The sequence below is a fragment of the Nocardioides sp. SYSU D00038 genome (assembly GCF_016924665.1).
In the GTDB taxonomy this organism is placed as follows: domain Bacteria; phylum Actinomycetota; class Actinomycetes; order Propionibacteriales; family Nocardioidaceae; genus Nocardioides.
This window is the reverse complement of sequence record NZ_JAFFJT010000029.1, coordinates 40,729-55,424: the sequence shown is the minus strand read 5'-3', so window position 1 is coordinate 55,424 and position 14,696 is coordinate 40,729. Positions and strand designations below refer to the sequence as shown.

General features: G+C 74.2%; 14 protein-coding genes. 8 read left to right on the top strand and 6 right to left on the bottom strand.

The window, feature by feature from the left end:
* Positions 1 to 140 precede the first annotated feature (140 nt).
* Together JT721_RS17545 and JT721_RS17540 are read right to left on the bottom strand one after the other, a co-directional pair.
* The gene (locus tag JT721_RS17545) at positions 141 to 1,106 is read right to left on the bottom strand and encodes an RNA polymerase sigma factor RpoD/SigA (RefSeq protein ID WP_205474559.1); all 966 of its coding nucleotides are present in this window, start codon (positions 1,104 to 1,106) and stop codon (positions 141 to 143) included.
* Positions 1,107 to 1,330: 224 nt separating this feature from the next.
* The gene (locus JT721_RS17540) at positions 1,331 to 3,496 is read right to left on the bottom strand and encodes a S9 family peptidase (RefSeq protein ID WP_205474558.1); all 2,166 of its coding nucleotides are present in this window, start codon (positions 3,494 to 3,496) and stop codon (positions 1,331 to 1,333) included.
* 34 nt (positions 3,497 to 3,530) lie between these two features.
* On the opposite strand from JT721_RS17540, the gene JT721_RS17535 reads away from it, so the two are divergent.
* The 3 genes from JT721_RS17535 to JT721_RS17525 all read left to right on the top strand — a co-directional run bounded on the left by JT721_RS17535 (position 3,531) and on the right by JT721_RS17525 (position 6,115).
* Positions 3,531 to 4,220 (top strand): 5-oxoprolinase subunit PxpA, encoded by a 690-nt coding sequence (locus JT721_RS17535; protein ID WP_307828115.1) that lies wholly within the window; start codon positions 3,531 to 3,533, stop codon positions 4,218 to 4,220.
* Positions 4,221 to 4,646: 426 nt separating this feature from the next.
* A complete protein-coding gene (locus tag JT721_RS17530; RefSeq protein ID WP_205474557.1) occupies positions 4,647 to 5,240 on the top strand; it encodes an allophanate hydrolase subunit 1 in 594 nt (197 codons plus the stop codon).
* Positions 5,237 to 6,115, top strand: coding sequence for a biotin-dependent carboxyltransferase family protein (locus JT721_RS17525; protein ID WP_205474556.1), 879 nt, complete (start codon positions 5,237 to 5,239; stop codon positions 6,113 to 6,115). The genes JT721_RS17530 and JT721_RS17525 overlap by 4 nt, the downstream gene beginning before the upstream one ends.
* Here the strand turns inward: JT721_RS17525 and JT721_RS17520 are convergent.
* A complete protein-coding gene (locus JT721_RS17520; protein ID WP_205474555.1) occupies positions 6,069 to 7,388 on the bottom strand; it encodes a DNA polymerase IV in 1,320 nt (439 codons plus the stop codon). The genes JT721_RS17525 and JT721_RS17520 overlap by 47 nt on opposite strands.
* Before the next feature lie 247 nt (positions 7,389 to 7,635).
* Between JT721_RS17520 and JT721_RS17515 the strand changes: the two genes are divergently transcribed.
* Both JT721_RS17515 and JT721_RS17510 read left to right on the top strand, forming a co-directional pair.
* A complete protein-coding gene (locus JT721_RS17515) occupies positions 7,636 to 8,526 on the top strand; it encodes a DUF4192 domain-containing protein (RefSeq protein ID WP_205474554.1) in 891 nt (296 codons plus the stop codon).
* A 9-nt stretch (positions 8,527 to 8,535) separates the two neighbouring features.
* Entirely contained in the window at positions 8,536 to 10,008 is a 1,473-nt protein-coding gene (locus tag JT721_RS17510) for a glutamate--cysteine ligase (RefSeq protein ID WP_205474553.1), read from the top strand.
* A 2-nt stretch (positions 10,009 to 10,010) separates the two neighbouring features.
* Here the strand turns inward: JT721_RS17510 and JT721_RS17505 are convergent, their stop codons facing one another.
* Positions 10,011 to 10,466, bottom strand: a complete 456-nt coding sequence (locus JT721_RS17505; protein ID WP_205474552.1) for a hypothetical protein — start codon at positions 10,464 to 10,466, stop codon at positions 10,011 to 10,013.
* A 136-nt stretch (positions 10,467 to 10,602) separates the two neighbouring features.
* On the opposite strand from JT721_RS17505, the gene JT721_RS17500 reads away from it, so the two are divergent.
* Both JT721_RS17500 and JT721_RS17495 read left to right on the top strand, forming a co-directional pair.
* Positions 10,603 to 11,172 (top strand): HhH-GPD-type base excision DNA repair protein, encoded by a 570-nt coding sequence (locus JT721_RS17500; RefSeq protein WP_205474551.1) that lies wholly within the window; start codon positions 10,603 to 10,605, stop codon positions 11,170 to 11,172.
* A 148-nt stretch (positions 11,173 to 11,320) separates the two neighbouring features.
* Entirely contained in the window at positions 11,321 to 12,760 is a 1,440-nt protein-coding gene (locus JT721_RS17495) for an RNA polymerase sigma factor (protein WP_307828114.1), read from the top strand.
* 95 nt (positions 12,761 to 12,855) lie between these two features.
* Here JT721_RS17495 and JT721_RS17490 read toward each other — a convergent pair whose 3' ends face one another.
* Positions 12,856 to 13,107 (bottom strand): hypothetical protein, encoded by a 252-nt coding sequence (locus JT721_RS17490; RefSeq protein WP_205474549.1) that lies wholly within the window; start codon positions 13,105 to 13,107, stop codon positions 12,856 to 12,858.
* Between the two features lie 198 nt (positions 13,108 to 13,305).
* On the opposite strand from JT721_RS17490, the gene JT721_RS17485 reads away from it, so the two are divergent.
* A complete protein-coding gene (locus tag JT721_RS17485) occupies positions 13,306 to 13,848 on the top strand; it encodes a hypothetical protein (protein ID WP_205474548.1) in 543 nt (180 codons plus the stop codon).
* Between the two features lie 57 nt (positions 13,849 to 13,905).
* Here JT721_RS17485 and JT721_RS17480 read toward each other — a convergent pair whose 3' ends face one another.
* Positions 13,906 to 14,382, bottom strand: a complete 477-nt coding sequence (locus tag JT721_RS17480) for a DUF456 domain-containing protein (RefSeq protein ID WP_205474547.1) — start codon at positions 14,380 to 14,382, stop codon at positions 13,906 to 13,908.
* Positions 14,383 to 14,696: the final 314 nt, after the last annotated feature.

Here is a 14,696-nt window from a genome sequence, read left to right as displayed (position 1 = left end):
CCCCCCCCCCCCCCGCCCCCCCCCCCCCCCCCCCCCCCCCCCCCCCCCCCCCCCCCCCCCGGGGCCCGGAGACGCCAAGAGCCCCCGTCGGCGTGCGACGAGGGCTCCCGGGAGACGGTCCCGGCGGCGGGGGTCGGGGCTCAGGCCGCCAGGTCGGGATCGGCGATGCGGCGCAGCTTCTGCAGCGCCTCCCGCTCGAGCTGGCGCACCCGCTCGGCGGAGATGCCGTGCTTGGCCCCGATGTCGGCGAGCTTGTGCTGGCGGCCGTCGGTGAGGCCGTAGCGGGAGCGGATGATGTCGGCAGCGCGCTCGTCGAGGTGGGCGACCAGGTCGTTGAGCCGGTCGCGCGACTCGACGTCGAGCACCTCGAGGTCGGGCCCCGGCGAGGTCTCCTGGGCCATCAGGTCGCCCAGCGAGGTGTCGCCGTCCTCGTCGACGGGGGAGTCGAGGCTGACGTGCTCGCGGCCCCACGCCATCAGGTCGAGCACCCGGTCGAGGTCCATGCCGAGCTCCTCGGCGATCTCCTGCGGCTCGGGGTCGCGGCCGAGCTGGCGCTCGAGCGTGCGACGGGCGCCGCCGACCTGGTTGAGCTCCTCGACCACGTGGACGGGCAGGCGGACGACGCGCGCCTGCTGCGCGATGCCGCGGGTGATCGCCTGACGGACCCACCAGGTGGCGTAGGTGGAGAACTTGTAGCCCTTGGTGTAGTCGAACTTCTCGACCGCACGGATCAGGCCGGTGTTGCCCTCCTGGATCAGGTCGAGCATCGGCATCTGCGCCCGGCCGTACTTGCGCGCGATGGAGACGACCAGCCTCAGGTTGGCGGTGATGAACGTGTCGACGGCCTTGCGGCCCTCCTCGGCGAGCCACTCCAGCTCGGCCTCCGTGGCCGACATGGGGGCGCCGCCCTTCTTGCGACCCACCCGGCCCTCGGCCAGGAGCGCCTCGGCCATCAGGCCGGCCTCGATCGTCTTCGAGAGCTCGACCTCGGCGGCGGCGTCGAGGAGGGGGTTGCGCGCGATCTCGTCGAGGTAGAGGCCAACGCTGTCGCGGCCCTCGATCTCGCGCGTCGCGCCGGCAGTGCGTGTGGTGGTGCGAGCAGCCATGGGGAACCCTCCTTCTGCGTCGATCGCTGAGAGCGATCCACGCTGGTCACAACGCCCACGGTGACCGCGGGATTCCCCGGCCATACGTGCGCCTTCAGGAGGTAAGGACGACCGGGCGCACGGCGGAGTTGCCTCCGGCCCGTACTCTCAGGGACTTCTCAGGGCCGCCGGGGTTTGGCCGGGCGCCGGGCGGAGGTCCCGCCCGTCCGGGAGGACGGGGGACCTCAGGACGGCTCGGTTTCGGCCAGCCCCATCCGGTCCAGGATCCAGGCCAGCGAGAAGGCCCGGTCGTGCCAGGCCTTGTAGCGCCCGGAGACGCCGCCGTGGCCGGCCGACATCTCGGTGCGCAGCAGCACGTCCGCGCCGTTGACGGCCCGCTCGCGCAGCCGGGCCACCCACTTCGCGGGCTCGACGTAGAGCACCCGGGTGTCGTTCAGGGAGGTCTCGGCGAGGATCGCCGGGTAGCGCTGCTCCGCGACGTTGTCGTACGGCGAGTACGACGCCATGTAGTCGTAGACCGCCGGGTCGTCCTCGGGGTTGCCCCACTCGTCGTACTCGGTGACGGTCAGCGGCAGGCTGGCGTCGAGCATGCTGGTCAGCGCGTCGACGAACGGCACCGCGGCCACGACGCCGCCGAACAGGTCGGGTGCCTGGTTGGCCACCGCGCCCATCAGCAGCCCGCCGGCGCTGCCGCCCTCGGCCACCAGCACCTCGGGCCGGGTCCAGCCGGTCTCGACGAGGTGGCGCGCGCAGGCGATGAAGTCGGAGAAGGTGTTCTGCTTGGCGTAGAGCTTGCCGCCCTCGTACCAGCGCCGGCCCATCTCGCCGCCGCCGCGCACGTGGGCGATCGCGAACGCCGCACCGCGGTCGAGCAGCGCCAGCCGGGCGACGGAGAAGTAGGGGTCGATCGAGACCTCGTAGGCGCCGTAGCCGTAGAGCAGCACCGGCACCGGCCCGGCGTCGGCGGCGCCCTTGCGCGCCACCAGCGAGATCGGCACCCGCTCGCCGTCGTCGGCGGTGGCCCAGAGCCGGTGCTCCTCGTAGTCGTCGGGGTCGTAGCCACCGAGCACCGGCGTCTGCCGCAGCAGGGTCAGCTCGCGGGTGCGCACGTCGTAGTCGTAGACCGAGGCGGGCTTGGCCATGGTGGTGTAGCCGAGCCGGACCGTCGGCTGGCCGAAGCCGGGGTTGCTGCCCGAGCCGACGGTGTAGACCTCGTCGTCGAACTCCACGAGGTAGTCCTCGCCGAGCCCGCGCTCGTCGACCTCCCCGCCGAGCTCGATGATCCGCAGCTGGGTGAGCCCCTCGCTGCGCTGGTGGACGACCAGGTGGCCGGCGAAGGCGTCGACGTCCTCGAGCCGGACGCCGGAGGTGTGGGCCAGCAGGGGGGTCCACTCCTCGGGCGGCGTGGGGGAGACGGGCGCCCGGCCGAGCTCGAAGTCGGGGCCGGCGTGGTTGTGGAGCACCAGGAAGCAGTCCTCGCCGCCGATGACGGCGTGGTCGATGGAGTACTCCAGGCCCTCTCGGCGCGGGCTGAAGAGCTGGAGGCCGAGCTCGGGGTGCTCGGCGTCGAGGTAGCGGTACTCGCTGGTGACCTTGGAGCCGCTCACGACCACGATGAAGCGGTCGGTGCGGCTGCGGCCCACGCCCACGAAGAACCGGCCGTCGGTCTCGTGGTGCACCAGCTCGTCGTCGGCCTGGGCGGTGCCGAGCCGGTGCCGCCAGACCTTGTCGGCGCGCCAGGACTCGTCGACGGTCGTGTAGTAGAGGTGCTCGCCGGCACGGTCCCAGGTGCCGCCGCCGAGCGCGCCGGTGATCTCGTCCTCGCGCAGCTCGCCGGTGGTGAGGTCCTTGACCCGGATCGTGTAGCGCTCGTCGCCGACCGTGTCGGTGGCGTAGGCCAGCAGGTTGCCGTCGGGGCTCACGCTGGAGCCGCCGAGGGAGAAGAACTCGTGGCCCTCGGCCAGCGCGTCGAGGTCGAGCAGCACCTGCTCGCCGGGGAGCGCGGGCTGGTCGGGAGCGCAGTCCTCCGCGGGCCGCGGCGGCGTCCAGTCGTCGGGGTCGGCGACCGGCACCCGGCACGACGCGCCGTACTCGCGGCCCTCGAAGGAGCGGCCGTAGTACCAGTGGCCCCGGCTGCGGGTCGGCACCGACAGGTCGGTCTCGCGGGTGCGGGCCTTGATGCCGTCGAAGATCGCCTGGCGCAGGTCGGCCAGGTGGGCGGTGCGGGCCTGGGTGTAGGCGTTCTCGGCCTCGAGGTGCGCGCGGACCTCGGGGTCCTCCTTGTCGCGCAGCCACTCGTAGTCGTCGGTGCGCACGTGCCCGTGGATCTCGCGGGTGGTGGGTCGACGGTCGGCGACGGGCGGTCGCGGGGCGGGGTCGGCGTCAGGCATGGCCCGAACGTACCCACCCGGCTAGCGTCGTCCCGTGGCAGCCCGGACGATCGACCTCAACGCGGACCTCGGCGAGGAGGTCACCGACGACTCCGCCTTGCTGGCGGTGGTGACCAGCGCCAACGTCGCCTGCGGCTACCACGCCGGCTCGGCGGCGATCATGCGCGCCGTGTGCGCGGAGGCGGCCGAGCGCGGGGTGTCGGTGGGCGCCCAGGTGTCCTACGCCGACCGCGCGGGCTTCGGCCGGGTGGCGCGGGACGTCGCGCCCGACCTGCTGCGCGAGCAGGTCACGGACCAGGTCGGCACGCTGGCCGAGATCGCCGCGGCGGCGGGCACCGCGGTGCGCTACCTCAAGCCGCACGGCGCGCTCTACCACCGGGTGCTCGACGACGCCGAGCAGGCCGCCGCGGTGCTGGCGGGCTCGGGCGCGCTCCCTGTGCTCGGCATGCCGGGCGAGCTGCTCACGCAGGCCGGGGCCGTCGGCCGCACGGTCCACCACGAGGGCTTCCCCGACCGGGGCTACGGCGACGACGGGCGGCTGCTGCCGCGCGACCACCCGGACGCGCTCGTCGGCGACCCTGACGAGGTGGCGACCCGGGCGCTGCTGCTGGCCGAGAACGTCGACTCGCTGTGCGTGCACGGCGACTCCCCGGGGGCGGTCGAGCACGCTCGTGCCGTACGCCGGGCGCTGGCCGACGCCGGGGTGGAGCTGCGCGGCCTCTGAGGTCCAGACCGGATCTCCACAGCGGCGCCGGCGTGCTGTGGAGAACGGCCCGTGCCTGTGGACGACAGCCGCCGGGTTGTGGACCGGCCTGTGGGAACGCGGGAATGTCGGGGCATCGCCCCGAAACCCTTGCGCGGCGCCGCCAGGCCGCCGTAGAACTCTCCCTACCGATTCACCCGGCGGCTCGCCGGCGGGGGAGTCGGGACCAGGCAGGAGCAAGGATCCGCACCCCGGGGAGACCCGGGGCGTCGGCCCGGTGACGGGGTCGGCGGGGTCGGAGCGGCGGCCTGGTCGAGGCGGACGTCACCGCAACTGCCTCGAGCCGAGGGCCTCTTGACGCTCATACCGTCAAGAGGCCCTCACCCATTCGTGCCCACCTCGGCGCCGGTCCATCCGTGGGCGCCTCCTGACCGCCACACTGGTGGGGTGCAGGCCCTCCCGTTCGGTGAGCGCTCCTTCCTGGTGGAGGTGCCCGACGCCGTGGCCGCGCTCTCGCTCGCCCGTTGGGTACGGGCGAGCGGGCTCGCCGTGGTCGACGTGGTGCCGGCCGCGCGCACGGTGCTGCTCGACGGGGTGGCCGACCCCGACGGCGTCGCCGCGGTGCTGGGCGCGTGGCGCCCCGAGGAGCGGGCCGAGCCGGGTCCGCTGGTCGAGCTCGCGGTCGTCTACGACGGCGCCGACCTCGACGACGTGGCGCAGCGCTGGGGCACCGACGCTGCTGGTGTGGCCGAGCGGCTGGCCGGCACCGAGCTGGTCGCGGCGTTCAGCGGGTTCGCCCCCGGCTTCTCCTACCTCGCCGGGCTGCCGGACCGGCTCGCGGTGCCGCGGCTCGCGACGCCGCGCCCGCGGGTGCCGGCCGGCTCGGTGGCGGTGGCCGACACGTGGTGCGGCGTCTACCCCACCGCCTCGCCCGGCGGCTGGCGGTTGCTCGGGCACACCTCGGCCGAGCTCTGGGACCCCAGCCGCGACTCCCCGGCGCTGCTCGCGCCCGGCACTCGGGTGCGGCTGGTGCCGGCATGAGCGGGCTGCTCGTCCTCGACGCCGGGGTGCTGACCACGGTGCAGGACCGCGGCCGCCCCGGCCTCGCCCACCTGGGCGTGCCGCGCGCCGGACCGCTCGACGCCCCGGCCGCCGCGCTGGCCAACCGGCTGGTCGGCAACCCCCCGGACGCCGCGCTGCTCGAGGTGACCCTCGGCGGGCTGGCGGTCCGGGCCGACGCGGGCCGCTGGGTGGCGGTGACCGGCGCCCCGGCGCCGGTGACCGTCGACGGCCGTGCCCGGGGGAGCGCCCGCCCCGAGTGGCTGCCGGCCGGCGCGGAGCTGCGGCTGGCGGCACCGCCCTCCGGGGTGCGCACCTACGTCGCCGTCGCCGGCGGGATCGAGGTCGAGCCGGTGCTCGGCTCGCGCGCCACCGACACCCTGGCCTGGGTCGGGCCACCGCGGGTCTCGTCGGGCGCCGTGCTGCCGCTGGGACCGGCGGTCGGGCGACCCGAGCCGGTCGACACGCCCCGCGAGCCGGTGCCCGGCCCGGTGCGGCTGCTGCCCGGGCCGCGGGCCGACTGGTGCGGGCCCGACCCCGTCGGGTCGCTGTGCGCGGCGTCGTACGTCGTGACGGATGACTCCGACCGGGTGGGGCTGCGGCTCGACGGGCCGCCGCTGCCGCGCACCCGCGAGGGCGAGCTGCCCAGCGAGGGGATGGTGCTCGGCGCGGTGCAGGTGCCGCCCGACGGGCGCCCGGTGGTGTTCCTCGCCGACCACCCCGTGACCGGCGGCTACCCGGTGGTGGCGGTGGTGCACCCCGACGACCTGTGGGTCTGCGGGCAGCTGCGGCCCGGCGACCCGCTGCGGTTCACGCGGGCGGGGCGTCCTCCGGCGCGGGGTGGCGCCACGCGCTGAGCGCCGGGTCGTCGAGCGGGAGGCTCAGCACCGGCCCGGCCGGCGACTCGGCGGTCTCGAACCGCACGGTCACCACGCCCCGGCCAGAGCCCCACACCCACCCCCGGCCGTGCTCCTCGTGCACGACGTCCATCCCGGGCGACCAGGTGGGCCGCGACGACGGCGGCAGCTCGACCGCGACCGGCTCGTCGTCGTCCTCGGTCTCGCCGAAGAGGTCCTCCTGCACCCAGTCGGCCAGCCCCGAGACGCCCACGCCGAGCAGGCGTACGCCGCCGCTGGTGTCGAGGTCGGCGAGCAGGCCGCGGGCCAGCTTGGCGATCGTCGCCGTCTGGTCGGTGGGGGAGGAGAGCGTGGTCGACCGGCTCAGCGTGGTGAAGTCGTGCAGCCGCACCTTGATCGACACGGTGCGGCCGGACAGCCCGCTCTTGCGCAGCCTGGTCGCCACCTCGCCGGCCTGGCGGGTGAGCAGGTGGGCCATCAGCGAGCGGTCGGCGAGGTCGGTGTCGTAGGTGCCCTCGACGCTCACCGACTTGGCCTCGCGCTCGGCCACCACCGGCCGGTCGTCCTGGGCGCGGGCCAGCTGGTGCAAGCCGGTGCCGTGGGCTCTGCCGACCAGGCCGACCAGCTCGTCGAGGCCGACCGCCTCGAGGTCGGCGACGGTGTGGATGCCGGCCCGGCGCAGCCGCTCGGCGGTGGCCGGCCCCACGCCGGGGATCACCGAGACGTGCATCGGGTGCAGCAGCGCGCGCTCGGTGCCGGGCGGCACCACCGTGAGCCCGTCGGGCTTGTGCAGGTCGGAGGCGACCTTGGCGATGAACTTCGAGGTGCCCACCCCGACCGAGGCGGTCAGCCCGCCGGTGGCCTCGCGCACCCGCCGCCGCAGCTCCTCGGCCACGGCGGTGACCGTCTCGACCTCGAGGTCGGGCAGCCCGGCCTGCGCGAGGTCGACGAACGCCTCGTCGAGCGAGAGCGGCTCGACGAGCGGCGAGAGCGCACGCAGCTCGGCCATCACCCGGGCGCTGGCCTCGCGGTAGGCGTGGAACCGGCCGCTGAGGAACGCCGCGTGCGGGCAGCGGGCCCGGGCCTCGCGGGTCGACATCGCCGACCGGACGCCGTAGGTGCGGGCCTCGTACGACGCCGTGGCCACGACCCCGCGACCGCCGACCCCGCCCACCACGACCGGCTTGCCGCGCAGCGACGGCTTGTCGCGCTGCTCGACCGCCGCGAAGAAGGCGTCCAGGTCGAGGTGGAGCACGGAGGCCTGGGCACGCACAGGCGGAACCTACCTCGCGGCACCGACGGGCCACCTGGCCTCCACAGCGACCCCCCGGACGCCGTCCTCCACAGGCGCGACCCGGCCGGGTGCGCCGGTCGGCGCGACCGGGGAGCGTCGGGCCATGACCACGCCTCCGCCGCCCTCGTCCTCCCGCCGTCCGTCCCCGGCCCGCCCGCCCTCCCAGTCGGGCGGTCCGGCCCGTCCGAGTCGTCCTGCGCGTCCACCAGACCGGCGCGCGACGCTGGTGCTGCGCTCGCCCGACGACGTGCTGGCTGCCGTGCCTGTGCTGCTCGGCTTCGTGCCACGCGAGTCGGTGGTGCTGCTGACCTTCGGCGGCACCGACGCCTTCCACGCGCGCATCGACCTGCCGGCCGGCCCCGAGGAGGTCGAGCCCACCGTGGAGCTGCTGCTCGAGCCGGCCCGGCGGCACCGGGTGGAGCGCGCGATCCCGGTGCTCTACACCGACGACGAGGCGCTCGCCCGCACGACCAGCGACGCACTCGGCGAGGCGCTGGAGGCGGCCGGCGTCGACGTCCCCGACCGGCTGCGCTGTGCAGGTGGCCGGTGGTTCCGGCTGCTGCCGGGCTCGACGGTGCCTGCCGAGGGGGTCGCGCTCGACCCCGCCGTCCACCCCTTCGCCGCCCAGGCGGTGCTCGACGGTCGGGTCACCCACTCCTCCCGCGAGGAGCTGGCCGCCACCCTCGACCCGCTGCCCCGCCGGCCGGTGCGTGGACTGACCGCGCTCACCGTGCCGTTGGCCCCGGCCGGCGTCGAGCAGGCGGTGCGGTCCGCGCTCGACGACGGCCGGTTCAGCGACCTCGACCTCGCCTCGGTGCTCGTCTCGCTCGACGACCCCGCCGCCCGCGACGCCGCCTGGGGCTGGGTGTCGCGCGACGAGGCCCGCGACCACGTGCGGCTGTGGGGCGACGCCGTGCGGCGCGCTCCCGACGACCTGGTCGCCGGGCCGGCGGCGGTGCTGGGCCTGGTGGCCTGGCTGGCCGGCGACGGCGCCCTGGCCTGGTGCGCGGTCGACCGGTGCCTGGCCGTGCAGCCGCGCCACTCGCTCGCGCTGCTGGTCGCCGACCTGCTCGGCCACGCGGTGCCGCCGTCGACCTGGTCACCGATGCCGCCGTAGGGTCGGGCCATGGGAGCCGAGGTCGACGCGCAGGAGTTCTCCCGGGCCGATCGCACGCGGCACCGCGAGAAGGTGCGGCGCTGCCTCGACGTGTTCGCCCGGATGCTGCGCGAGGAGCGCTTCGACACCGACGACCCGCTCACCGGGCTGGAGGTCGAGCTCAACCTGGTCGACGAGGCCGGCGACCCGGCGCTGCGCAACAGTGAGGCGCTCGAGGCGATCGCCGACCCCGACTTCCAGACCGAGTTGGGCCAGTTCAACATCGAGATCAACGTCGCGCCCGCGTCGCTGCGCGAGGGCGGCCTGACGACGTTCGAGGAGAGCCTGCGCCGCAGCCTCAACGACGCCGAGACGAAGTCGGCCGCCGTCGGCGCCCACCTGGTGATGATCGGCGTGCTGCCCACCCTGGCCGAGGGCCACATGGGCGTGCACTCGATCAGCGCCAGCTCGCGCTACCTGCTGCTCAGCGAGCAGATCCTCGACGCGCGCGGCGAGGACATCAGCATCGACATCGCCGGCACCGCACCCGGTGAGCGGCTGCGCACCACCGCCGACTCGATCGTGCCGGAGGCCGCCTGCACCAGCACCCAGTTCCACGTGCAGACCTCCCCGGACGACTTCGCGGCGTACTGGAACGCCTCCCAGGCGATCTCGGCGATCCAGCTCGCCCTCGGCGCCAACTCGCCCTACCTGCTCGGCAAGCAGCTGTGGCGCGAAACCCGGATCCCGCTGTTCGAGCAGGCCACCGACACCCGCAGCGAGGAGCTGAAGGCGCAGGGGGTGCGGCCGCGGGTCTGGTTCGGCGAGCGGTGGATCACCTCGGTCTTCGACCTCTTCGAGGAGAACGTGCGCTACTTCCCCGCGCTGCTGCCGATCACCGAGGAGGAGGACCCGCTCGCGGTGCTCGAGTCCGGGGGCACGCCCGAGCTGGCCGAGCTGCGCCTGCACAACGGCACGATCTACCGCTGGAACCGACCGATCTACGACGTCGCCGACGACGTCCCCCACCTGCGCGTCGAGAACCGGGTGCTGGCCGCCGGGCCGACCGTGGCCGACACGATCGCCAACGCGGCGTTCTACTTCGGGCTGGTGCGCAGCCTGGCCGCGAGCGAGCGCCCGATCTGGTCGCAGATGTCGTTCAGCGCCGCCGAGGAGAACTTCCACGTCGCCGCCCAGCACGGCATCGACGCCCAGGTCTACTGGCCCGGCGTGGGGCAGGTGCCGGCCACCGAGTTGGTGCTGCGCCGGCTGCTGCCGCTGGCCCACGAGGGGCTGGCCGAGTGGGGTGTCGAGACCGAGGTCCGCGACCGGCTGCTCGGCATCATCGAGCAGCGCTGCCTCCAGCACACCAACGGCGCCGACTGGTTCGTGCGACGGATGGCCGAGCGGGCCGACCAGGAGCGCTTCGACGCGCTGCGCGCCACGCTGCTCGACTACCGCGACCGGATGCACTCCAACGAGCCGGTCCACGCCTGGGACTGACCTCAGCGGCGTCGCAGCCGCTGCCAGCGGCGCTGGGTCCCCGACCGCGGGTCGCGCCAGCCGTGGCGGTTGACCACCACGAAGACCAGCGCCAACCCGGCCTCGAGGTGGGCCGCCCGCGCGGCGGCCAGCCACCGCGCGTCGACGTCCTGCACCTCCTCGAGCGGGCCGGTGCGGGTCAGCCAGACCAGCGGCCCGGGCGTCGGCAGCGTGGGCGCCCGCACCCGGCGCAGCATCGCGGCCAGCACGTCGGTGCGCAGGGCGTGGTCGGTCGGCTCGTCGGGACGGACCGCGACCACCGCCTCCGCGGTGCGCGGCTGCCCGACGTGCACCAGCGGGGGGTGCACCCGTCGCGGCTCCGAGGTCGCCAGGTCGTAGGCCGCGGTGCGCAGCAGCCGGGCCAGCGGCCGCGGCAGCGGCTCGACCAGCCCGTCGTCGTACGCACCAGGGAGCGGCATGGCGCCAGCCTCGCCCAGTCCGGGCGCGCGGGCGCCGCTCCTCCACAGGCCGTGACGTCGCGTCGCGGAGCGATGAGTCCGCGGCCGGAGCCCGGTCGGCCTCACCGACCACCCCACCGGCAGGCAGGATGGAGCCATGGCGATCCACATCACCGGCGACGCGAGCGCCGACCAGGTGCTGACCGACTCACCGTTCGCGCTGCTGGTCGGCATGATGCTCGACCAGCAGTACCCGATGGAGCACGCCTTCCGCGGGCCCGCCAAGGTGCTGGAGCGGTTCGGCTCGATCGAGCCCGCGGCGATCGCCGCGGCCGACCCCGAGCAGTTCACCGCCCTCTGCTCCACCCCGCCGGCGATCCACCGCTTCCCGGGCTCGATGTCGGCGCGGCTGCAGGAGCTGGCGCGGGTCGTGGAGGAGACCTACGACGGTCGCGCGGAGCGGCTCTGGACCGAGGCGGACGACGGCAGGGACCTGCTCAAGCGGGTGATGGGGCTGCCCGGCTTCGGCAAGCAGAAGGCCCAGATCTTCGTGGCCCTGCTGGCCAAGCAGCTCGGCGTCCGGCCCGACGGCTGGGAGAAGGTCGTTGGTGACTACGCGCTCGAGGGGCACCGGTCGGTCGCCGACGTCGTCGACCCGGACTCGCTGCAGAAGGTGCGCGACTTCAAGAAGCAGAAGAAGGCCGCGGCCCAGGCCCAGGCCGGCTGACCCGCCGGGGGAGTGCCCGAGTTGCCTTGGCGGCATGGCAGAATGACGACCAGGCCTTGACGACACCGGGCCTTGTTGCGCCCTGAGGCGCAGAACCCCCGGTGTCCGAATGGTCGTCCGGCGCAGGCTTCCAGGCAAGTTACGAGAGGTGTTCGTGTCCTCGAACGCACGCAAGCTCCCCACCGAGGTGCTCAGCCACCCCGCGATCGTGTCCCTGGTCCAGCAGGGGACCGCCACCGGCAGCCTCACCCCCGACCAGGTACGGCGGGCCAGTGACGAGGCCGCGGTCGAGCCGCGTCACCTCAAGGCGCTGCTCGCCCACGTCTCGGCGCTCGGCATCGTCGTGCAGGTGCCGGTCGTGACCGGCAAGGTCGCTGCGGCGCGGGCGTCGACCCCGGCCAAGACCGCCAAGGCCGCCCCCGCCAAGAAGGCCGCGCCGGCCAAGAAGGCGGCGGCGAAGAAGACCGCGGCCGCACCGGCCGAGCCCGCGGTGGAGGTGCCGGTGGCGCCCGCGGTCGGTCCCGACGGCAAGAAGCTGCTGCCCGACATCCCGGACGAGCAGTTCGAGAAGGACGTCAAGGCCGACCCCACGATCGTGGAGGACGAGAAGGAGGCGACGTTCGTCGTCTCCCAGGCCGACGAGACCGACGAGCCGGAGCAGCAGGTCACCGTCGCTGGCGCGACCGCCGACCCGGTCAAGGACTACCTCAAGCAGATCGGCAAGGTCTCGCTCCTCAACGCCGAGATGGAGGTCGAGCTCGCCAAGCGGATCGAGGCCGGCCTGTTCTCGGAGGAGAAGCTGGCCAAGGGCGGCAAGATCTCGCCGAAGACGCTCGAGGAGCTCGAGTGGATCGCCGAGGACGGCCGCCGGGCCAAGAACCACCTGCTCGAGGCCAACCTGCGCCTCGTGGTCTCGCTGGCCAAGCGCTACACCGGCCGCGGCATGCTCTTCCTCGACCTGATCCAGGAGGGCAACCTCGGCCTGATCCGTGCGGTCGAGAAGTTCGACTACACCAAGGGCTACAAGTTCTCGACCTACGCGACGTGGTGGATCCGCCAGGCGATCACCCGCGCGATGGCCGACCAGGCCCGCACCATCCGGATCCCGGTGCACATGGTCGAGGTCATCAACAAGCTCGCCCGCGTGCAGCGGCAGATGCTCCAGGACCTGGGCCGCGAGCCCACCCCGGAGGAGCTGGCCAAGGAGCTCGACATGACCCCCGAGAAGGTCATCGAGGTCCAGAAGTACGGCCGCGAGCCGATCTCGCTGCACACGCCGCTCGGCGAGGACGGCGACTCCGAGTTCGGTGACCTGATCGAGGACTCCGAGGCCATCGTCCCGGCCGACGCCGTGTCGTTCACGCTGCTCCAGGAGCAGCTGCACGCCGTTCTCGACACGCTCTCGGAGCGCGAGGCGGGCGTGGTCAGCATGCGGTTCGGCCTCACCGACGGCCAGCCCAAGACCCTCGACGAGATCGGCAAGGTCTACGGCGTGACCCGCGAGCGGATCCGCCAGATCGAGTCGAAGACCATGTCGAAGCTGCGGCACCCGTCGCGCTCGCAGGTGCTGCGCGACTACCTCGACTGAGCACCCGTCCCGACCTACGACGAGGGCCCGACCGCACGCAGCGGTCGGGCCCTCGTCGTACGTCCGGAGGCGGCCGGACGCCGGGTCTCAGCGGGTCAGGGGAGCAGGTCGACGCCGCGGCACAGCCGCAGCTCGTCGCGGAGCTTGTAGGGCACCGGGCGGCCGCTGCGGGCCAGGGCGGTGGCGTACGCCTCCAGCGCCACCGTCAGCCGGTGGTGGGCGTCGCGGACCTCGCTGCGCTGGCGCTGCGGCCGCGAGCGGACCTCGGCGAGCGAGCGGCGGGCCCGCTGCAGCTCGTCGAGCAGGCGACCCAGGGAGGGCGCCTCACGTGCGTCGGTCGTGGTCACGGCCAGCCTCCCCGTCCGCCGGCGACCCGGGCGGAGTGCTCGGGCTGGCGGGGCACCACCGTACCCCGGATCGCGGACCCCGGGGGGTCGCGCGGACGACGCGCCGCTGCGCCACGCTGCAACCATTGCGTGACCGCGAACGTCTTCCGTGGTGACATCGATCCAGCACCCAGAGTTCCGTCCACCGAGGAGAACCCCGTGATCACCACCCTCCGCCGCGTCGCGCTGGGCGCGACCGCCGTCATCGCCCTCACTCTCGGCGCGACCGGCGTCGCGTCCGCCGAGCAGGTCGTCCTCGACGACCCCGCCGACGCCACCGCCTCGCCCACCGACATCCGTCGGGTCTCGGCCGACCACACCGCCAAGGAGCTGTTCGTCAAGGTGCGGTTCGCCGCGCTGCCGAAGAAGGGCGCCTCCGGCATCTCGGTCTACGTCGACACCGACCGCGCCCGGAAGGGCCCCGAGCTCCGGCTCGTCGGCGGCCTCTTCGACGGCACCGACTACCAGCTGGTGCGGGTCAAGGCCTGGAAGGACGCTTCCAACCCGCTCTCGTGCCCCCACATCATGCGGCTCGACCGCGGCACCAAGCAGGCCAAGGTGCGCATCTCCGCCAAGTGCCTCGGCGGTGCCGACGAGGTGCGGGTCGGCGTGCGGATGACCGACGACAGCGACGGCTCGCACCCGGTCACCGACTGGCTGAAGAAGCCGCGCGGCTGGACCCGCTGGCTCGCGACCGACTGACCCCCCTTCGTCGTACGACCGCGCAGGCCCGGGCCCAGCGGCCCGGCCCTGCGCCGTTCAGGTCGCGAGGACGCCGACGACCCAGGTCGCGGCGGCCAGCAGGCCCGCCGCCAGCTCGATCAGGATGCTCAGCCCCACCGCGCGCAGCGCCGCCTTGGTGGACGGCCAGGCCCGCGCGGCGCCGACCCGGCGTCGTTCGGCGAGGTAGACGCCCAGCACGAACCCGAGGAAGAGCCCCACCACCGGGACGACGAAGAAGCCCACCACGGCCAGGAGCGCCCCCGCCCACTGCGTGGACGCCGGGATGCCCTGCTCCTTGAGGCGCCGCCCCGGCACGAGGTACTTGACCACGGTGCCGACAGCCAGCAGCGCGGTCACGATGGCGAAGACCGCCCACGCCGTACCGCTGCCCACCTCGATCGCCCAGACCAGCACCGCTCCCAGCACCAGCACCGACCCCGGCAGCACCGGCACCAGGATCCCGACCAACCCGATCGCGATCACGACCGCGACCAGGACCTCCGTGACGCTCATGGCCCGACCCTTCCACAACCCGCAGCGTCGGAGGACCAGGTGCCGGCGGCGGGATAGTCCCTGACGTTTCCGGGCCCTCGCGGGCCCTTCGACCCCGAGAACGTCAGGGACTATCCCGGTGGGCCGCCCGGGGAGGGGCTGGGAGGAGCGGCCGGGGGCGCGGTAGTCCCTGACGTTCTGGTCGCCTGCAGGGCCCTGAGGGGGCCATTTCGTCAGGGACTATCCCGTGGGCCGGCCGGAGTGCGACCACAGGTGGGTGACGGCCAGGCCGGAACGCAGGGAAATGACGACGACCCCGGACCGTGGAGGTCCGG